Source organism: Pseudomonas sp. PL-6 (genome assembly GCF_054110165.1).
Map to the genome: position 1 here is coordinate 4,643,116 of NZ_CM134189.1, position 19,271 is coordinate 4,662,386.

Here is a 19,271-nt window from a genome sequence, read left to right on the forward strand (position 1 = left end):
AAGGAAGCTCGCATGAATCAACCGCGCTACAAGATAGTGTTCGACGGCGAACTGATGCCCGAGATGACGCTGGAGTCGGTGAAGGACAACCTCGCCCGCCTGTTCAAGAGCGATATGGCGCGCATCAACGCCCTGTTCAGCGGCGCCCAGGTGGCCCTCAAGCGCGACCTCGGGGAAAACGAGGCCGACCAGTACCTCAGCGCCCTGCACAAGGCCGGCGCCAAGGTGCGCAAGGAGCTGGACCAGGCCGCCAGCCTGAGCCTGGTGTCGACCGACGACCACGCCGAGGCGGATGCCGCACCGACCGATACCGCCGCCGGCATGAGCTGTCCCAAGTGCGGCCATCGGCAACCCCAGGCGGACGAGTGCGCGGCCTGCGGCATCATCGTCGAGAAGTATCTCGCCCGTCAGGCGCAACTGAACGCCATGAGCCAGCCGACGCCGGCGCCCGCCAGCGCCTCACCCTACGCACCGCCGCAGGCCGACGTCGCCGAGCAGTTGCCGCAATTCGGCGAGCTCAAGGCATTCGGCGTCAACGGCCGGATCGGCCGCGTGCGCTACCTGGGCTGGAGCATGGCCATGTTCCTCTGCGCGCTGCCGGTGCTGCTGCTGGGCATGGGCGCCGCCGCGCTGCCCGATGCCCTGAGCATGGTGCTGCTGGTCGCCGCCGGCCTGGCCATGATGGTGCTGAGTATCTGCTTCGGCGTGCAGCGCCTGCACGATATCGGCTGGTCCGGCTGGCTGTGGCTGATCAACTTCATCCCCCTGGTCGGCGGCGTGTTCGCCCTGCTGATGTTCATCGTTCCCGGCAACCAGGGGGTCAACCGCTTCGGCCCGCCGCCGCCGCCCAACAGCACCGCGGTCAAGCTGCTGGCCTGGTTGTGCCTGCTGGTGCCGATCAGCGGCATCCTCGCCGCCATCGCCATTCCGCAGTACCAGAGCTACGTCGAGCGCGCCGCCGAAATGCAGGGACAGTGACCCCGCGCCATGCCCAGTTATGCACTGATCACCGGCGCCTCCAGCGGCATCGGCCTGGCCCTGGCCGAAGCCCTGGCGCGCCGCGGGCGCAACCTGATCCTGGTGGCGCGGCGCCGCGACGCCCTGGAAAGCATCGCCTGCGAATTGGCCCAGCGCTTCGGCGTCGAGGTGCTGTTCCGCCTCTGCGACCTCAGCGAACCGCTGCAATTGTCCGGCCTGCTGCTCGAACTGGAACAGGGCCAGTGGCGCATCGATCTGCTGGTGAACAACGCCGGCCTCGGCTGCGCCGGGCCCTTCCTCGAACAGGACTGGGGCCGCGAGCTGGAACAGCTGGAAGTCAACGTACTGGCCCTGACCCGGCTGTGCCACGCCATCGGCCAGCGCATGGCCGAACAGGGCGGTGGCCAGATCCTCAACGTCGCCTCGATCGCCGCCTTCCAGCCAGGCCCCTGGATGAGCAGCTACTACGCCAGCAAGGCCTATGTGCTGCATTTCTCCGAGGCGCTGCGCGAAGAGCTGCGCGAGCACGGCGTGCGCGTCTCGGTGCTGTGCCCGGGGCCGACGCGCAGCGCCTTCTTCCGCAGTGCGCAGATGAACGCCGCCCGCCTGGACGCCAGCAAGCTGCTGATGAGCGCCGAGGAAGTGGCGCTGCTCGCGGTGCGCGCGCTGGAGAAGAACCGCGCCATCATCGTCCCCGGCTGGCGCAACCGGCTGCTGACGCTGAGCCCACGCCTGGCGCCGCGCTGGCTGGTGCGCAAACTCAGCGGGCGGCTGACCCGGCCCTTTACCCGCGGTTGAGCAGCCCCAGAATCTGCTCCCGATCTCGCGAGCTAGAGATAAACAGCGGCGAAAGCGGCCGAGGAAGCGGAGTTTACGAAAGTAAATGAGCATTCCGAGGCTGTTTTCAACGCCGTTTAGCCGACGCGCAGCAGATCGTGAGCAGGTTCTCAGCCGGCGTTGACCGTGCGCCCATCAGCCCAGCCGCGCAACGCCGCGAGCTGCTCGGCCATCACCACCGACAGCGGCGCCGTGCCTTGCAGCGCGCGCAGCAGCAGCGCCTGATCCACCGCCTGCTGCTGCGCCTGAGCGGCATACAGGGCGCTGACCACCGCCTGCTCGATCTCCGCCCCGGAAAAGCCCGCGCTGGCCGCGGCCAGCTGCGCCAGGTCGAAGGCGCCAGGCTCCAGCTCGCGGCGCTGCAGGTGGATGCGGAAGATCTCCGCGCGCACCTCGGCAGCGGGCAGATCGACGAAGAACAGCTCGTCGAAGCGGCCCTTGCGCACCAGCTCCGGCGGCAGGCGGTCGATGGCATTGGCGGTGGCGACGACGAACACCGGCGCCTTGCGCTCGGCCATCCAGGTCAGCAGGGTGCCGAGCACGCGCTGGCTGACGCCGCCGTCGTGGTCGCCGCTGGCCAGGCCCTTCTCCACCTCGTCCATCCACAGCACGCAGGGCGCCATCTGTTCGGCCAGGCGCAGCGCCTCGCGCAGGTTGCGCTCGGTCTCGCCGAAGAACTTGTTGTACAGGCAGGCGAAATCCAGGCGCAACAGCGGCAGGCCCCAGAGTCCGGCCACCGCCTTGGCCGCCAGGCTCTTGCCGCCACCCTGCACGCCGACCAGCAACACCCCCTTGGGCGCATCGACGCCCTTACCCTCGAGAAAGCCGACCTGGCGCTCGGCCAGCCAGCGCTTGAGGTTGAGCAGGCCGCCGACGTCGGCGAAGCGCGCGGTGTCGTACTCGAAACTGAGCACACCCTCCAGATCCAGGAGCTGGAACTTGGTCTTGTTCAGTTCGGGGATGTCTTCCTGGGTGATCGCGCCGTCGTCGCAGATCACGTTGCGCGCCAGCGCCCGCGCCTCGGCGTGGCTGAGGCCGCGCAGGTTCTTCACCACCTGCTGCAGGGTGCGATTGTCGGTGCGCACCCGGGCGCCGCGGTTGCGCTCGCTCCAGCGCGTGGCCTCGTCGCGGACGATGCTCAGCAGCTCATCTTCCGACGGTAATGCCAGGCTGAAGCGCGCGGCATGGCGCTGCACCTCGGCCGGCAGCCTGAGCGCGTGGGACACCAGCACCAGGGTCGGCTTGTGCGCCGCCTCGCTCATGGCGATCTCCTTGAGCAGGCGCACCAGGCGGGGATTGTCTTGCAGATACGGATGCAGGTCGCACATCACGTAGAGGTTCGGCTGCTGATCGGCCTTGATCAGCTTCAACGCCGCCTCCGGCTCCAGGCTCGCCTCCTCGCCCAGCGGCGCGCCGCCGAAACCCAGGCGCTGCAGGCCCTCGGTCACCGACCAGGTGTGTAGGCCGAGGCCGCGTTTGACCGCCAGGCTGGTCAGGGTTTCCAGCACGCGCAGCTCGTCCCAGGACTCGATGACGACCAGCTTGACCTTGGAATCCAGCACCAGGCCGAGATCGTGGATATCGTTCTTCACCGCCGCTCCTTGTGGGCGCGCCGCCGATTGGCCGGCCTTGGCGCACGCGATTAAACTCAGGGCTTCCAGCAATGGCTCGGGAGCCTGCCCATGGACTGCCTGTTCTGCAAGATCGTCGCCGGTGAGATTCCGGCGCGCAAGCTCTACGAGGACGATCAGCTCGTCGCCTTCCACGATATCGGCCCGCAGGCGCCGGTGCATTTTCTGGTGATCCCCAAGCGCCACATCGCCACCCTCACCGACCTCACCGAAACCGACAAGGCGCTGGCCGGCCACCTGCTGTACACCGCCCAGCAGCTGGCCAGCGAGCAGGGCTGCGCCGAGGGCTTTCGCCTGGTGATGAACTGCAACGAGCTGGGCGGACAAACCGTCGGCCACATCCATATGCACGTGCTCGGCCAGCGCCAGCTCCACTGGCCGCCGGGCTGATGTGCCAGTCGGTCGCGGCGGCGAGGCGCACTCGCCGCCGCGCTTTGCAGTAAACTGGCGCCTTCGTGTTCCCCGGAGGTGCCCCATGGCCAGCGAACGCCAGTACTCCCCAGTCGACCGCCTGCTGCTGCAGGCCGATGCCGCCCTGCGCACCCTGCTGCCGTTCAGCGGCGCCTCGAGCCGTCCTTCGCCGGCCATCGTGGAGAACGAGGCCGAGCTGTCCAGCGAGGAATCCCGCCATATCGCCGGGCTGATGCGCATCAACCATACCGGCGAGGTCTGCGCCCAGGCGCTGTACCAGGGCCAGGCGCTGACCGCCAAGCTGCCGCAGGTGCGCAGCGCCATGGAGCAGGCCGCCGATGAGGAGATCGATCACCTGGCCTGGTGCGAGCAGCGCATCCGCGAGCTCGGCAGCCAGCCGAGCCTGCTCAACCCGCTGTTCTACGGCCTGTCGTTCGGCGTCGGCGCGGTGGCCGGGCTGGTCAGCGACAAGGTCAGCCTGGGCTTCGTCGCCGCCACCGAGGATCAGGTGTGCAAGCACCTGGACGAGCATCTGGAGCAGATTCCCGAGCGCGACGCCAAGTCGCGGGCGATTCTCCAGCAGATGCGCATCGACGAGCAGCAGCACGCCGACAGCGCCCTGGACGCCGGCGGCCTGCGTTTTCCCGCACCGGTCAAGCTGGGCATGACCCTGCTGTCCAAGGTGATGACCAAGAGCACCTATCGCATCTGAACGAACAAGGGCGCCGATTGGCGCCCTTGTCGTTTGCAGCGAAGCGATTCAGCCCAGCTCGATGATTTCGTAGTCATGGCTGATAGCCACCCCGGCACGGCCGAGCATGATCGAGGCCGAGCAGTACTTCTCCGCCGACAGCTCCACCGCGCGCTTGACCTGGGCCTCTTTCAGCCCGCGGCCCTTGACCACGAAGTGCAGGTGGATCTTGGTGAACACCTTGGGCTCCTCGCCGGCGCGCTCGGCGTCGAGGAACACCTCGCAGCTCTCCACCGGCTGGCGCGACTTGCGCAGGATGCTGACCACGTCGAAGTTGCTGCAACCGCCGAGGCCGACCAGCAGCATCTCCATCGGGCGAATGCCCAGGTTGCGGCCACCGGCGTCCGGCGGACCGTCCATCACCACGGCATGGCCGCTGCCGGACTCGCCGAGAAACAGGGCTTCGCCGGCCCACTGCACACGCGCTTTCATCGATCCAGACTCCCTCGGTTGCAAAGGTTCGCAGGTTAGCACAGGCGCCGAGCGAACCGATGGGCGGCCAGCGCGCTAAAGTTCCCCGGCGTTGTGTTAGCCAGGTCGCAAAATACGCCCTGGTCATAGTATGTCTGTTAAGCTGGCGCCGGATTGCTGGCACACTGGTACGGATAACCAATAAGAAATTGCCTGTTGGACAAAGGCTTATCTTTTTTATATTCGGGACTCGGGCATGGTCGCTATTACCCTTACACCTAAAATCAAGAACCTCGACAAGCTCCTCGCACACTGTCACCGCCGCCGTTACACGGCGAAAAGCACCATCATCTATGCGGGCGACCGCTGCGAAACCCTGTTCTTCATCGTCAAGGGCTCGGTCACCATCCTGATCGAAGACGACGATGGCCGCGAAATGATCATCGCCTACCTCAACGCCGGCGACTTCTTCGGCGAGATGGGCCTGTTCGAGAAGGACGGCGCGGAGAAGGAACGCAGCGCCTGGGTACGCGCCAAGACCGAATGTGAAGTGGCGGAGCTGAGCTACGCCAAGTTCCGCGAACTGACCCAGCAGGATCCGGACATCCTCTACGCCCTCGGCAGCCAGATGGCCGAACGCCTGCGCAACACCACGCGCAAGGTCGGCGACCTGGCCTTTCTCGACGTCACCGGCCGCGTCGCCCGCACCTTGCTCGACCTGTGCAAGCAGCCGGACGCCATGACCCACCCGGACGGCATGCAGATCAAGATCACCCGCCAGGAGATCGGCCGCATCGTCGGCTGCTCGCGGGAGATGGTCGGCCGCGTGCTCAAGGCCCTGGAGGAACAGGGCCTGGTTCACGTCAAGGGCAAGACCATGGTGGTCTTCGGCACCCGCTGATAAACAGCGCGTATAAAAAAGCCGGCAGGGATGCCGGCTTTTTTATACGCGCGGGTGTCAATCGGGATCCTTGCCGATCACCGCCGGCCGCCCGCGCTCGGGAAAGAACAGGCGCTGCAGTTCGCCGCCCGGGCTCTCGGCGCGCATAAAGGCCTCACCGACCAGGAAGGCGTAGACCTCGTTGATCTCCATCAGCTCGACGTCGGCGCGGTTGAGAATACCGCTCTCGGTCACCACCAGGCGCTCGCGCGGAATGCGCGGCAGCAGGTCCAGGGTGGTTTCCAGGGACACCTCGAAGCTATGCAGGTTGCGGTTGTTGATGCCCACCAGCGGCGTGTCCAGGGTCTTCAGCGCGCGTTCCAGCTCGTCGCCGTCATGCACCTCGACCAGCACGTCGAGGCCGACGTCCTTGGCCACCGCGGCCAGCTCGGCCATGCGTCCGTCGTCCAGGCAGGCGACGATCAGCAGCACGCAGTCGGCGCCGAGGGCGCGGGCCTCGACGATCTGGTAGGGATCGACCATAAAGTCCTTGCGGATCACCGGCAGCGCACAGGCCGCGCGGGCCTGCTGCAGGTACGCATCGGCGCCCTGGAAGAAATCGATATCGGTGAGCACCGACAGGCAGGTGGCGCCGCCGGCCTCGTAGCTGCGGGCGATATCGGCCGGCACGAAGTCGGCGCGCAACACGCCCTTGCTCGGCGAGGCCTTCTTGATCTCGGCGATCACCGCCGGCTGCTTGCGCGCGGCCTGCTCGATCAGCGCGCGAGCGAAGCCACGCGGCGCATCGGCGCTACGCGCGGCGCGCTCGATCTCGGCGAAACTGACCTGGGCGCGACGCGCCGCCACTTCCTCGAACTTACGGGCGACGATCTTCTCCAGTACGGTTGGCACGCTCACCCTTCGTTCTCCTGTTTGAATACTGCGGTAAAGGACACCAGCTCCTCCAGCTTCTCCCGCGCCAGCCCGGTGTGCAGGGCGTCGTGGGCCAGCTGCATGCCTTCGCGCAGGCTGCTGGCGTGGTCGGCGGCGTAGAGCGCGGCACCGGCGTTGAGCACTATCATGTCGGCGGCCTTCTGGCCGTTGTCGGTCTTGCGCCGGCCCAGCGCATCGCGGATCAGCTCCAGCGACTGCTCGGCGTTCTCCACGGTCAGGCCGATCAGGCTCTGGCTCTTGATGCCGAAGTCCTCGGGCTGGATGCGGTACTCGCTGACCACGCCGTCCTTGAGCTCGGCGACGAAGGTCGGCGCGGCCAGGCTGATCTCGTCCAGGCCGTCCTGCGCGTGCACCACCAGCACGTGCTGGCTGCCCAGACGCTGCAGCACCTCGGCCATCGGCCGGCACAGCGCCTGGCTGAACACGCCGATGACCTGATGCCTGGCACCGGCCGGGTTGGTCATCGGGCCGAGCATATTGAACAGGGTGCGCAGGCCCAGCTCGCGACGCGGGCCGATGGCGTGCTTCATCGCCCCGTGATGGGACGGGGCGAACATGAAACCGACGCCCACGCCTTCGACACAGCGCGCCACCTGCTCGGGCTTGAGCCCCAGGTAGACGCCGGCGGCTTCCAGCAGATCGGCACTGCCGCTCTTGCCGGAGACCGCGCGGTTGCCGTGCTTGGCCACCTTGCCGCCGGCCGCGGCGACGACGAAGGCCGCGGCGGTGGAGACGTTGAAGATGTTCATGCCGTCGCCGCCGGTGCCGCAGGTGTCGACCAGGCGTTCGGCGTCGATCACCACCGGCGCGGCCAGCTCACGCATGACGCTGGCGGCGCCGACGATCTCGTCGATGGTCTCGCTCTTCATGCGCATGCCCATGAGGAAGGCGCCGATCTGCGCGTCGGTGCACTGCCCGGTCATGATCTCGCGCATCACGTCCTGCATTTCCTCGGTGCTCAGGTCGAGCTGGGCGACGATGCGGCCCAAGGCTTCCTTGATATTCATGCGCGCACGCCTCCGGTCTGCTTGAGGAAGTTGGCGAACAGTTCGTGGCCCTGCTCGGTGAGGATGGACTCGGGGTGGAACTGCACGCCCTCGATGTTCAGGGTCTTGTGGCGCAGGCCCATGATCTCGTCGACCGAGCCGTCGTCATGCTGGGTCCAGGCGGTGATTTCCAGGCAGTCCGGCAGGGTTTCGCGCTTGACCACCAAGGAATGATAGCGGGTCACGGTGAGCGGCTTGTTGAGGCCGGCGAACACGCCCTTGTCTTCGTGGAACACCGGGCTGGTCTTGCCGTGCATCACCTGGCGCGCGCGCACCACGTCGCCGCCGTAGGCCTGGCCGATGCTCTGGTGGCCGAGGCAGACGCCGAGAATCGGCAGCTTGCCGGCGAAATGCAGGATGGCCTCGATGGACACACCCGCCTCGGTCGGCGTACAGGGACCGGGCGAGACCACGATGTGCTCGGGCTGCAACGCCTCGATCTCGGCGATGGTCAGCTCGTCGTTGCGGATCACATGCACCTCGGCACCCAGCTCGCCGAGGTACTGCACCACGTTGTAGGTGAAGGAGTCGTAGTTATCGATCATCAGCAGCATGTCACGCTCCCCTTATTCGGCGGTCTGTTCGGCAAGGGCGACGGCGCGGAACATGGCGCGGCGCTTGTTCAGGGTTTCTTCCCACTCCAGGGCGGGCACCGAGTCGGCGACGATGCCGGCACCGGCCTGCACGTGCAGCTCGCCGTCCTTGATCACCGCGGTGCGAATGGCGATGGCGGTGTCCATATTGCCGTTCCACGCGTAGTAGCCGACCGCGCCGCCGTAGACGCCGCGCTTGACCGGCTCGAGCTCGTCGATGATCTGCATGGCGCGGATCTTCGGCGCCCCGGACAGAGTGCCGGCCGGCAGGATGGCGCGCAGCGCATCCATCGCCGACAGCTCGGGTTTGAGCTGGCCGGTGACGTTGGAGACGATGTGCATGACGTTGGAATAGCGCTCGATGACCATCTTCTCGGTGAGCTTGACCGAGCCGATCTGCGACACGCGGCCGGTGTCGTTGCGGCCCAGGTCGATCAGCATCAGGTGCTCGGCGATCTCCTTGGCGTCGGACAGCAGGTCCTCTTCCAGCGCCAGGTCGGCTTCTTCATTGGCGCCGCGCGGGCGGGTGCCGGCGATCGGGCGCACGGTGACCAGGCCGTCCTCGACCCGCACCAGCACCTCCGGCGAGGAGCCGACCACGTGGAAGTCGCCGAAGTTGAAGAAGTACATGTAGGGCGTCGGGTTGATGCAGCGCAGCGCGCGGTACAGGTCGATGGGCGCGGCCTTGAACGGGATCGACATGCGCTGGGAGATCACCACCTGCATGCAGTCGCCGGCGAGGATGTATTCCTTGATCGCGCTGACCGCCGCCTCGTAGTCGTCACGGCTGTAACTGGAACGAAACGCCGGCTCGGCGCCGGGCGGTGCGCCGAGATCGACGCCCAGACGCGGGGTGATCGGCTGGCGCAGCTGGCGCAGGATCTCGCGCAGGCGCGCCTGGCCCTGTTCGAAAGCATCCGGCTCGGCCGGATCGGCAAGAACGATGGCGTGCATCTTGCCGGCCAGGTTGTCGAACACCACCACGGCATCGGAGACCATCAGCAGGATATCCGGCGTGCCCAGCGGATCGGGGTTGGGGCAGCTGGCCAGCTTCTGCTCGACGTAGCGCACGCTGTCGTAGCCGAAGTAGCCGACCAGGCCGCCGTTGAAACGCGGCAGACCGGCAATGGTCGGCACCTTGTAGCGCGCCTTGAACTGCTCGACGAAGGCCAGCGGATCGACGCTCTGCTGACGCTCGACCTCGACGCCATCGGTGCTGACCAGGATGTCGTGGCCGTGCACGCGCAACACGGTGCGCGCCGGCAGACCGATGATCGAGTAACGCCCCCACTTCTCGCCGCCCTGCACGGATTCCAGCAGGTAGGAGTTGGGCGCATCGGCCAGTTTCAGGTAGATCGACAGCGGCGTGTCGAAATCCACCAGGGTTTCGCAGGCCAGGGGGATGCGGTTGTAGCCTTCGGCGGCTAAACGCAGGAATTCTTCATGGGTCATGATCAGCCTCATGGCTCGGGGAAAACGGTCGGGTACAAACGGGTCGCGCGCGGCGACCGGACGAAATCAGGCGCGCCAGCGCCAACGGGCCAGGGCCTTGATCACTTTCATCCAGAGTTTGCAGCTGACCACCACGGTGCGATCTCGACAGGCGGGGGAATAAGGAGAGCGGCCACGGTAGCGCAGCCGCTCGGCCTAAGCAACCGTCAGAGCAGTGCGGCCAGGCTATCGACCACCAGACTCGGCTGTTCCTCGGCAATCGGCCGACCGTGGTTGTAACCGTAGCTCACCGCCACGCAGGGCACGCCGGCGGCGCGCGCCGCCAGTACGTCATTGCGCGAGTCGCCGACGAACAGCGCCTGCGCCGCGTTGACGCCGGCCAGACGCATCACCTGCAACAGCGCGGCCGGGTCCGGCTTCTGCTGCGGCAGGGTGTCGCCGCCGACTATCCAGCGAAAGTAGCCGCCCAGGCCGACCTGCTCCAGCAGCGGCGCAACGAAGCGCTCCGGCTTGTTGGTCACCACCGCCAGCTCCACCGCCGCCGTGCTCAGCGCCTCGAGCAGCTCGTGCACGCCCGGATAGAGCGCGGTCAGCTGGTGGCAGTCGGCGTAGATATCGAGAAAGCGCGCCAGCGCGGCGTCCGCTTCGGCCTCGCTCACCGCCGCATGCTCCAGGCCGCCGGCCAGGGCACGGCGCACCAGCACCCGCGCGCCGTTGCCGACCCAGTCGCGTACGCGATCGACGCCGACCGGCTCGCGGCCCAGTTCGACCAGCATGCGGTCGACCGCCGCGGCCAGGTCCGGCACCGAATCCACCAGGGTGCCGTCCAGGTCGAACATCACCAGACGCGGCAGCTCGCCGCGGCACAGCGCGCGCAGCGGTTTCATCCGCGCACCTGGGCCAGTTCGGCGCGCATGGCGTCGATCACGGCCTTGTAGTCCGGCTGGTTGAAGATCGCCGAGCCGGCGACGAAGGTGTCGGCGCCCGCCGCCGCGATCTCGCGGATGTTCTGCACGTTGACCCCGCCGTCGATCTCCAGGCGGATCTCGCGGCCGCTGGCGTCGATCAGCGCGCGCGCCTCTTTGAGTTTATCCAGGGTGGCGGGGATGAACTTCTGCCCGCCGAAGCCGGGGTTGACGCTCATCAAGAGGATCATGTCGACCTTGTCCATCACGTACTTGAGCACGTCCAACGGGGTGGCCGGGTTGAACACCAGGCCGGCCTTGGCGCCGCCTGCCTTGATCAGCTGCAGCGAACGGTCGATGTGCTCGGACGCTTCCGGGTGGAAGGTGATGTAACTGGCGCCGGCCTCGATGAAGTCGCCGATGATGCGATCCACCGGCTTGACCATCAGGTGCGCGTCGATCGGCGCGGTGATGCCGTACTTGCGCAGCGCCGCGCAGACCATCGGGCCGATGGTCAGGTTGGGCACGTAGTGGTTGTCCATCACGTCGAAGTGAACGATGTCCGCCCCGGCGGCGAGCACGTTGTCGACTTCCTCGCCCAGGCGGGCGAAGTCGGCGGAGAGGATCGACGGGGCGATGGCGAAGGGTTGCATGGCGCACCTCTGAGTGCTGAATCACGGTGGCGCGCATTGTAACGGTTGAAACGGCCGCTGGCAGCGCCACCAGACGGTGGCGCGCCAAAGTGACTCAGACACCCAGACAGAGATACTTGATCTCCAGATACTCATCCAGCCCGTACTTGGAGCCTTCGCGGCCGAGCCCCGAAGCCTTCATACCGCCGAATGGCGCCACTTCGTTGGAGATCAGCCCGGTGTTGATACCGACCATCCCGTACTCCAGCGCTTCGGCTACACGGAAGGTGCGGCCCAGGTCGCGGGTATAGAAGTAGCCAGCCAGACCGAACTCGGTGTCGTTGGCCTGACGCACCACTTCGGCCTCGTCACTGAAACGGAACAGTGGCGCCAGCGGGCCGAAGGTCTCTTCGCGGGCCACGCGCATATCCGCGGTGACACCGGCGATGACCGTGGGCTCGAAGAAATGCCCGCCCAACGCATGTGCCTTGCCGCCCTGCAGCACCGTGGCGCCCTTCTCCAGCGCATCGGCCAGATGAGCCTGCACCTTGGCCACGGCATTGCCGTCGATCAACGGGCCAATGACGACGCCTGCTTCATCACCCGGACCAACCCGCAGTTTGGCCACGGCAGCGGCCAGTTTTTCGGCAAAGGCGTCGTAGACGGCCTCGTGCACATACAGGCGATTGGCGCAGACGCAGGTCTGCCCGGCATTGCGGTACTTGGCCACCAGCGCGCCTTCGACCGCGGCGTCGAGATCGGCATCCTCGAAGACGATGAACGGCGCATTACCGCCCAGCTCCAGCGAGAGCTTCTTCAGGGTCGGCGCACATTGCTCCATCAATTTGATGCCGACGCCGGTAGAGCCGGTGAACGACAGCTTGCGCACGATGGGGTTGGCGCACAGCTCAGAGCCCACCTCGCGGGAACGCTCGGCATCGGCCGGCAGCACGCTGAACAGCCCGGCCGGGATGCCCGCACGCTCGGCCAGCACCGCCAGCGCCAGGGCGCTGAACGGTGTCTGCGGCGCCGGCTTGAGCACCATGGCGCAGCCAGCAGCCAGGGCCGGACCGGCCTTGCGGGTGATCATCGCCGCCGGGAAGTTCCAGGGCGTGATCGCCGCGGTCACGCCAATGGGTTCCTTGGTCACGATCAAGCGCTTGTCCGGCTGATGACCGGGAATGGTGTCGCCGTAGACACGCTTGGCTTCCTCGGCGAACCACTCGATGAAGGATGCGGCGTAAAGCACTTCGCCACGGGCCTCGGTCAGGGGCTTGCCCTGCTCGGCCGTCATGATCCGCGCCAGATCTTCCTGATTGGCCAACATCAGCTCGTACCATGTGCGCAGCCGCACCGCGCGCTCCTTGGCCGTCAGCGCACGCCAGGCGGATTGGGCAGCCTGCGCCGCCTCGATGGCCTGACGGGTCTGCGCGCCACCGATGTTCGGTACGCAGCCCAGCGACTTGCCGTTGGCGGGGTTGAAGATTTCAGTCACATCGCCATTGCTGGCGTCGCACCACTGGCCGTCGATATAGGCCTGATGGCGCAGCAGATCGGGATCGTTCAGTTGCATGATTTTCTCCTGCTGCCGAGATCACCCCTCGGCTGAATTAGGGATTGCAAAGGCCTCACTCGGCGGGCGGCAAGTCCTTGGTAAAGGTCTGGTCGTTCTCGCCGCGGAACATCCGTGCCCCATAGATCAGCGCGCACAGACCGACGCCGATGGCGAAAGCCCAGCCGGCGCCCTTGATCGCCAGCACCGCACCGATCACCCCGGCGATGCCCAGGTCACGCTGACTGCGTGCTTCCATGATGCCCAGGCGCACACTGACGTAGCCCTGAATCAACAGGGTCAGCGCCAGCGCAACGCCGAGAATCGGCTGCACCAGCGTCACCACCGGCAACAGCAGCAGACCGGTGTTGGTGCCCCAGCGGAACGAGCCAACCCCGCCGTAGATGGACTTCATCGCCTTGGCGCCGCCCTTGAAGCGTTCGGTGATCACCACCTGCATGGCGGACCATTGCGGGCCACACATGGCCACGTCCGGCCCGAAGATGCTCATGAAGGCATTGCGCCCACCAAAGATCAGATGCGAGCGGTTGGGGTTGAAATCGACCTTCTCGTCACGCCGCACATGGTCGGCCTCGCCGAGGATCGCCTTGGCGCCGAGCACGTCGCCGAACACCACCAGATAGGCGGCGAACACGGTGGGAATGGCGGTGACGAACATCATCAGTGGCGGCATGCCGAGGCCGAATACGGTGTACTCGTTCCACAGGGTGACGAAGTCCGGCTGGCTGATGCCCCACTCGATGCTGGGCCAGGGTGCCTCGCCGAAAATCGGCGCGACGATCACCGCCAGCAGGATGATCGGGAAGATGCCCAGCTTGGCGAAGTTCCACCAGAAGCGGTTGCGCTTCTTCAGATCCTGAAAATGGATGGAGAAGACTAGATAGAAGGCGATGCCGATGGCGATGGAAATGGTCCAGGGGAAGCTGTCGAAACGACCGCCTTCCTTGAATACCGTCACCACCGCGCTGAGGCCGGCGCCCATGATGATGCCGGCCTTGAGCGCCGAGGGCACCAGGGACACCACCTTGCGCGCCATGCCCGTCATGCCCAGGCCTATAGAGAACGCGCCCAGCATCAACTGGAAGGCAATCAGCGCATGTACCCGCTCCGGGCCCTCCGGAAACTGGCTGCAGTAGGCCATCAACAGAGGAATCGCCGGGGTGATCCAGCCCGGAACCACGGGGTCGCCCAGCAGGTGGTGGGCCAGATACAGCAGGCCATTGAGCATGACCACCGCCAGCGCCACCTCGAAAGGCATGCCGAGGAATTCGGTCATCAGTGGAATCGCCGCCAGATCCACCGCACACATGAGCAGGCCCTGCATGTAGTCGGAGACTTCGAAGCGGTAATGAATGAAAGGCAGACGCACCTTGAATGGCCCCACCGGCCAGTAGGGGGCTTCCACACCAAGGTCTTGCTGATGCAGTTCGGACATTTGAGTCACCCAACTTTATTAGAGTTGTAAGCAGCGAGTCCCGACATTGCCGGGGCTGTTCATCGGTTGTTGCGTGGATCAGTAGGCAGCGCGGTAGATCTGCTCGATGTCGCCTGCCGTCAGGCGCCGCGGATTGTTGCGCATCAGGCGGTCGATCTTGCTGGCTTCCTCGGCCATGGCCGGGATGGCGTCTTCCGGCACGCCGAAGCTACGCATGCCCTTGGGAATGTCGACGCTGGCGCACAGCTCGGCCATGGCCTGGACGGCCAGGTCGGCGGCGGCCTTGTCGCTCAGGCCATGCGTTTGCACACCGAGAGCAGCAGCGATCTCGGCCATGCGCTCGACACAGGCCAGCTTGTTCCAGGCCATCACGTAGGGCAGCAGCAAGGCATTGCTGACGCCATGAGCGATGTTGAAGCGCCCGCCCAGCGGGTAGGCCAGCGCATGCACGGCGCCGACACCGGCATTACCGAAGGCCATGCCAGCCATCAGGCTGGCGGTGGCCATGTCTTCGCGAGCGACCAGATCCGCCGGGTTGGCATAGGCCTTGGGCAGCGCCTTGGCGATCAGCTTGATGGCGCCAATGGCCAGGGCGTCGGTGATCGGCGAGGCGTTGACCGACAGATAGGACTCCACCGCGTGTACCAGTGCATCGACACCACTGGCAGCGGTCACGCCGCGCGGACAGGTCAGGGTCATCAGCGGGCTGACCAGGGCGACGTCGGGCAACAGGTAATCGCTGACGATGCCCTTCTTCAGTTGCGCCTGCTTGTCGGAGAGGATCGACACGTTGGTCACTTCCGAACCGGTGCCGGCGGTGGTCGGGATGGCAATCAGCGGCGGCCCCTTGCGCTTGATCTGATCGACGCCGAACAGCTCTTCCAACGCACCGTCATGCCCCACGTAACCGGCCACCGCCTTGGCGATATCGATGGCGCTGCCGCCACCGACGCCGATCAGACCATCGTGACCGCCGTCGCGATAGACCTTGGCGCAGGCTTCGACGATGGCGATCTCCGGCTCCGGCTCGACACCATCGTAGATGCCATAGCGGCGCTCGCCGAGTTGCTTGAGGACATGCTCGACCGTACCGGACTTGATCAGGATGGCGTCGGTAACGATCAGCGGGTTGGTGATATTCAGTCGAGGCAGTTCGACCGCCAGTTGCTCCACGGCACCCTGGCCGGTCAGCAGCTTGTTGGCGATCTTGAATGCGGCAGTATTCATCAGCAGGCCCTTTATGCGTTGTTGTGCTGAACGGGTTCGGGGCTTGCCATAGCCATTCCTGTGCCAGCTCACTGAAAGTGGCGTGACAGAGGGCTTGCGTCGATTTGTCACAGCGCGCTGCGGGCTGCGCTTGATCAGAAAACCAATCAGAAGAGCCTATTTCGATCCATTTTCCAATCAACCCTGTTCCCAGCGCTTCATCTTCTGCACCAGCGTCGCCTGGCTCAGACCGAGCACCTTGGCCGCTTCGCGGGTGGTCTTGTGCTGCATCAGCGCACGGCGGATGAGGCGCCGCTCGAGGTTCTCCACCTGCTTGCGCAATGGCAACAGGTCGTCTTCGCTGGCGTCGCTGCGGGCGGTACGCATCTCCTCCGGCAGATCGAACAGCTCTATGCATTCGCCGCTGGCGGTGACCACCAGGCGCTCGACCAGATTGATCAGCTCGCGGATGTTGCCGGGCCAGGCGTAGTCGGTCAGTGCATCGAGCGCCTCGAGCTCCCAGCGCAGTGCGCGGCCATAACGCTGGTTGAATTCGCTCAGATAAAAGTCCAGCAGCGGTTGAATTTCCTCGGGGCGCTCGCGCAAGGCCGGGATGTGGATCGGCACCACGTTGAGCCGGTAGTAGAGGTCGGCGCGAAAACGGCCCTCGGCGACCATCGTGCGCAGGTCGTGGTGGGTGGCGGTGATGATGCGCACGTCCACCTCCTTCAACTCCAGGCCACCGACCGGAATGAAGCGGCTCTCCTCGATCACCTTGAGCAGCTTGACCTGCAGCGGCAGCGGCAGATCGCCGATCTCATCGAGAAAAACCGTGCCCTGGTGCGCCAGTTCCAGCAGACCGCGCTTGCCCTTGCTGCCGGCGCCGGTGAACGCGCCCGGCACATAGCCAAACAACTCGGCCTCGATCAGGTTCTCCGGCAGCGCACCGCAGTTCAGCGCCAGAAACGGCTGCGCCGCGCGCGGGCTGCTCTTGTGGATGTATTGGGCGACCAGTGTCTTGCCGACACCGGTCTCACCCTGCAGCAGCACCTTGACGTCGCTGGCCGCGACCTGCCGCGCCTGCATGAAGACTCGCCCCGAAGCGGGCTTGTCGGCAACCGGGGAGGCATCGAGCAGGTCGTCACGCTGCCCGGCATGCAGCTTGGCCGTGCTGTTGCGCAGCTGCTTCAGTTGCTGCAGCTCGTCGCGCTCGTGCTTCATGCGCAGCAGCTCGGTCATGTCGCGCACGGTGCTGACCACGTAGCGCACCCGACCATCGGCAGCGAAGATCGGCGTGCCGCTGACCAGCAGGCGTTTGCCCTGGCTGACGCTCTGCATCAGCGACAGTGCCTTGCCTTCCTTGAGCACGCGCAAGGACACCGACTGCGAGATCACGCCCTGCTCCACCAGCGCCTGCATGTGCTGGCCGACCAGATCCTCACCACGCAGCCCGGTCAGGCGCTCATAGGCGCTGTTGACCATCAGGGTTATGCCGGCAGCGTCGGTGATGTAGACGCCGTCATGCAGCGCGTTGATCAGCTCGCAGAAGGCGGGAGCTTCTAGTTCCATCGTGTACCTCAGCAGGGTGGGACGCCGCCCCATCTTAACGCTTCCCGCCCCATTGCCCGGCAAGGCCTCGCCGCGCGCCTCTGCGTTCGCATAGCCCTAACGGCAAGACGAGGCAGGACGTTGTTTGGCGTGCCGCGGCAATGCGTGCGGATTCCACACCCCGCTCGAGTATTTGCCCGGATAAGCCGGAGTGGCCTGACAAGCGTCGGAGTGCAGATTAGGCTCAGCTACAAATCAGCACCGTTCCGGAGAGTTCCAGATGCTTCGCACGCCACGCCTGCTGCCCGGTCTTTGCCTGCTCGCATCCCTGCAGTCATGGGCAGAGCCCCCCGCCACAGCAGAAACACCTGCCCCAGCCGAGAACTCTCTGCCGGCAGAGGAGGTTCGCCCTCCACTGCCCGAGCGCAGCGTCAGCGCGGCCCAGGCGCTGGAACAGCGTCTGGAGCAGCGCGAACAGCAGTGGCTGCAGGCCGGCGACGAGCGCTTCCTCGCCCTCTGGCTGCCGGCCAATGTCGGCGAACCCAGTGGCGCGGTGATCCTCTTGCCCGGCGATGCGGAAAACGCCGACGGCGCCACCGCCGTCGGCCCGTTGCGGCGCAAGCTGCCCGAGGGCGGCTGGCACAGCCTGAGCCTGACCCTGCCCGATCCGGACCACGACGCGCCGCCGCTGCGCCTGCCTGAGCCGCCGACCAGCGCAGCCGCAGAGGCTGCGGCCGACGACGAGGCCTCGGGCGAAGCCGAGACGGCGCCCAGCGCCGCGCCCGATCCGGCGGCGAACGACGCCGCCCGCCGCAGCGCCCATGCGCAGCGGGTGATGGCGCGCATCGACGCCGGCATCGCCTTCGCCCGCCAGCAGCAGGCCAGCCGCATCGTCCTGCTCGGCCACGGCAGCGGCGCCTACTGGGCCGCCCAGTACCTGGCCGAACGCCAGCCGGAAGATATCCACAACCTGCTGCTGGTGGCCGCCGCCGTACCGGCCGGCTTTTCCCCGCCGCTGGACGAGCTGGTGCCGCAACTCGAACTGGCCACCGGCGACTTCTATTACAAGGACCAGGCCGGCGACCGCCAGGCCGCGCTCAGGCGCCTGCAGGCCAGCAAGAGGGTCAAGCACCCGACCTACGTGCAGGTGGCGATGAAGGCCCTGCCGGGCAATCGCGGCGTCGAGCAGGAACAACTGTATCGCCGCCTGCGCGGCTGGCTGAGCCTGAATATCCGCGCCGCGGCGCCGAGCGCGATGAGCGGCGGCTAACGCCAGCCACGCCGCTCGCGAATCAGCGCATAGGCCTGGTGCAGCTGGCGGGTGGTTTCGGTGGCTTCGCGCAGGCGCGCAGGCGACGCCCCGGCACCAGCCAGCTTGTCCGGATGGTGTCGACTGAGCAGACGGCGATAGGCGCGCTTGACCTGCTCGGGCTCGCTGTCCGCCGCCACCCCCAGCAGCCGCAACGCCTCCTTGTAGCTGCCGCCGGTGGCCACCGGCGGCTGACTGCGGCGCGGCGCGTACTCCTCGCCCAGGGCCTCCAGGCGGGCGCCGTTCCAGCCCAGCCATTTGCCCCACAGCAGCATCAGCTCGTGCTCCGCCGCACCGACCCGACTGTCGACCCAGGCCATGCGCCAGCAGGCGCGCAACAGGGCCTCGCCGCGCTCGGCCTGGCGCTGCAGCGGGGCGCGCAGGTTGTCGCGAGCGGTCTTGCCGCGGGAGAAGGCCTCGATGGCGCGGCGCTGGGCGAACTCGTCCAGGCCCAGGCGCTGCATCTCCGAGCGCGCCTGCTGGATATGGCTCGGCAGCACGCGGCCGTCGCTCTTGGCCAGGCGCCCGAGCATCAGAAACAGCAGCTCCTCGTCGGCCGGCGCCGGGCGCCCGCCGAGGCGCTCGCGCAGGTTGGCCCAGTCGTGCAGACGCAGGCGGCGGTCGAGCACCTGACCGAGCAGGCCGCCGAGCAGGGCGCCGGGAATGCTGGCCACCGCCAGACCGGCCACGGCGCCGAGCAGGGTCACCGGCCAGAGCAC

18 protein-coding genes and 1 pseudogene are annotated in these 19,271 nt (G+C 66.5%); 6 read left to right on the forward strand and 13 right to left on the reverse strand.

What is annotated here, in order from left to right:
* Positions 1 to 12 precede the first annotated feature (12 nt).
* Both ACW9UL_RS20355 and ACW9UL_RS20360 read left to right on the forward strand, forming a co-directional pair.
* A complete protein-coding gene (locus ACW9UL_RS20355; RefSeq protein ID WP_457788078.1) occupies positions 13 to 978 on the forward strand; it encodes a DUF805 domain-containing protein in 966 nt (321 codons plus the stop codon).
* A 9-nt stretch (positions 979 to 987) separates the two neighbouring features.
* A complete protein-coding gene (locus tag ACW9UL_RS20360; protein ID WP_457788079.1) occupies positions 988 to 1,776 on the forward strand; it encodes an SDR family NAD(P)-dependent oxidoreductase in 789 nt (262 codons plus the stop codon).
* Between the two features lie 149 nt (positions 1,777 to 1,925).
* Here the strand turns inward: ACW9UL_RS20360 and ACW9UL_RS20365 are convergent, their stop codons facing one another.
* Positions 1,926 to 3,407: an AAA family ATPase gene (locus ACW9UL_RS20365; protein ID WP_122110130.1), complete on the reverse strand. Its 1,482-nt coding sequence runs from the start codon at positions 3,405 to 3,407 to the stop codon at positions 1,926 to 1,928.
* Positions 3,408 to 3,497: 90 nt separating this feature from the next.
* Here ACW9UL_RS20365 and ACW9UL_RS20370 point away from each other — a divergent pair, with 90 nt between their 5' ends.
* Both ACW9UL_RS20370 and coq7 read left to right on the forward strand, forming a co-directional pair.
* A complete protein-coding gene (locus ACW9UL_RS20370) occupies positions 3,498 to 3,836 on the forward strand; it encodes a histidine triad nucleotide-binding protein (RefSeq protein WP_021443136.1) in 339 nt (112 codons plus the stop codon).
* A gap of 85 nt (positions 3,837 to 3,921) precedes the next feature.
* Complete coding sequence (gene coq7, locus ACW9UL_RS20375; protein ID WP_457788080.1) at positions 3,922 to 4,569, forward strand: 2-polyprenyl-3-methyl-6-methoxy-1,4-benzoquinone monooxygenase; 648 nt, start codon at positions 3,922 to 3,924, stop codon at positions 4,567 to 4,569.
* Between the two features lie 48 nt (positions 4,570 to 4,617).
* On the opposite strand, the gene ACW9UL_RS20380 is transcribed toward coq7, so the two are convergent.
* Entirely contained in the window at positions 4,618 to 5,040 is a 423-nt protein-coding gene (locus ACW9UL_RS20380; protein ID WP_021443134.1) for an OsmC family protein, read from the reverse strand.
* Between the two features lie 235 nt (positions 5,041 to 5,275).
* Here ACW9UL_RS20380 and crp point away from each other — a divergent pair, with 235 nt between their 5' ends.
* Positions 5,276 to 5,920 carry a cAMP-activated global transcriptional regulator CRP gene (gene crp, locus ACW9UL_RS20385; protein ID WP_021443133.1) on the forward strand — a complete coding sequence of 215 codons (645 nt, stop codon included), beginning with the start codon at positions 5,276 to 5,278 and terminating at the stop codon, positions 5,918 to 5,920.
* Between the two features lie 57 nt (positions 5,921 to 5,977).
* Here crp and trpC read toward each other — a convergent pair whose 3' ends face one another.
* From trpC to ACW9UL_RS20435, 10 genes and pseudogenes are all read right to left on the reverse strand, one after another.
* Entirely contained in the window at positions 5,978 to 6,817 is an 840-nt protein-coding gene (gene trpC / locus ACW9UL_RS20390; protein ID WP_457788081.1) for an indole-3-glycerol phosphate synthase TrpC, read from the reverse strand.
* A complete protein-coding gene (trpD, locus tag ACW9UL_RS20395) occupies positions 6,814 to 7,860 on the reverse strand; it encodes an anthranilate phosphoribosyltransferase (RefSeq protein WP_457788082.1) in 1,047 nt (348 codons plus the stop codon). The genes trpC and trpD overlap by 4 nt, the downstream gene beginning before the upstream one ends.
* Positions 7,857 to 8,453 (reverse strand): aminodeoxychorismate/anthranilate synthase component II, encoded by a 597-nt coding sequence (locus ACW9UL_RS20400; RefSeq protein ID WP_457788083.1) that lies wholly within the window; start codon positions 8,451 to 8,453, stop codon positions 7,857 to 7,859. The genes trpD and ACW9UL_RS20400 overlap by 4 nt, the downstream gene beginning before the upstream one ends.
* 12 nt (positions 8,454 to 8,465) lie before the next feature.
* Positions 8,466 to 9,944, reverse strand: coding sequence for an anthranilate synthase component I (trpE, locus tag ACW9UL_RS20405; protein WP_457788084.1), 1,479 nt, complete (start codon positions 9,942 to 9,944; stop codon positions 8,466 to 8,468).
* Between the two features lie 66 nt (positions 9,945 to 10,010).
* Positions 10,011 to 10,831, reverse strand: a pseudogene (locus tag ACW9UL_RS20410) (phosphoglycolate phosphatase).
* A complete protein-coding gene (rpe, locus tag ACW9UL_RS20415; RefSeq protein ID WP_021445645.1) occupies positions 10,828 to 11,502 on the reverse strand; it encodes a ribulose-phosphate 3-epimerase in 675 nt (224 codons plus the stop codon). Before rpe ends, ACW9UL_RS20410 begins: the two are co-directional and overlap by 4 nt.
* 94 nt (positions 11,503 to 11,596) lie before the next feature.
* The gene (gene gabD / locus ACW9UL_RS20420; protein WP_457788085.1) at positions 11,597 to 13,054 is read right to left on the reverse strand and encodes an NADP-dependent succinate-semialdehyde dehydrogenase; all 1,458 of its coding nucleotides are present in this window, start codon (positions 13,052 to 13,054) and stop codon (positions 11,597 to 11,599) included.
* Positions 13,055 to 13,109: 55 nt separating this feature from the next.
* Positions 13,110 to 14,489, reverse strand: a complete 1,380-nt coding sequence (locus tag ACW9UL_RS20425; RefSeq protein ID WP_457788086.1) for a hypothetical protein — start codon at positions 14,487 to 14,489, stop codon at positions 13,110 to 13,112.
* A 78-nt stretch (positions 14,490 to 14,567) separates the two neighbouring features.
* Positions 14,568 to 15,716: an iron-containing alcohol dehydrogenase gene (locus ACW9UL_RS20430; RefSeq protein WP_457788087.1), complete on the reverse strand. Its 1,149-nt coding sequence runs from the start codon at positions 15,714 to 15,716 to the stop codon at positions 14,568 to 14,570.
* 177 nt (positions 15,717 to 15,893) lie between these two features.
* Positions 15,894 to 17,264, reverse strand: coding sequence for a sigma-54 interaction domain-containing protein (locus ACW9UL_RS20435; RefSeq protein WP_457788088.1), 1,371 nt, complete (start codon positions 17,262 to 17,264; stop codon positions 15,894 to 15,896).
* A 259-nt stretch (positions 17,265 to 17,523) separates the two neighbouring features.
* On the opposite strand from ACW9UL_RS20435, the gene ACW9UL_RS20440 reads away from it, so the two are divergent.
* Positions 17,524 to 18,513, forward strand: coding sequence for an alpha/beta hydrolase family protein (locus tag ACW9UL_RS20440; protein ID WP_457788089.1), 990 nt, complete (start codon positions 17,524 to 17,526; stop codon positions 18,511 to 18,513).
* On the opposite strand, the gene ACW9UL_RS20445 is transcribed toward ACW9UL_RS20440, so the two are convergent.
* Positions 18,510 to 19,271 carry a DnaJ domain-containing protein gene (locus ACW9UL_RS20445; protein WP_457788090.1) on the reverse strand — a complete coding sequence of 254 codons (762 nt, stop codon included), beginning with the start codon at positions 19,269 to 19,271 and terminating at the stop codon, positions 18,510 to 18,512. The two genes, ACW9UL_RS20440 and ACW9UL_RS20445, sit on opposite strands and share 4 nt — an antisense overlap.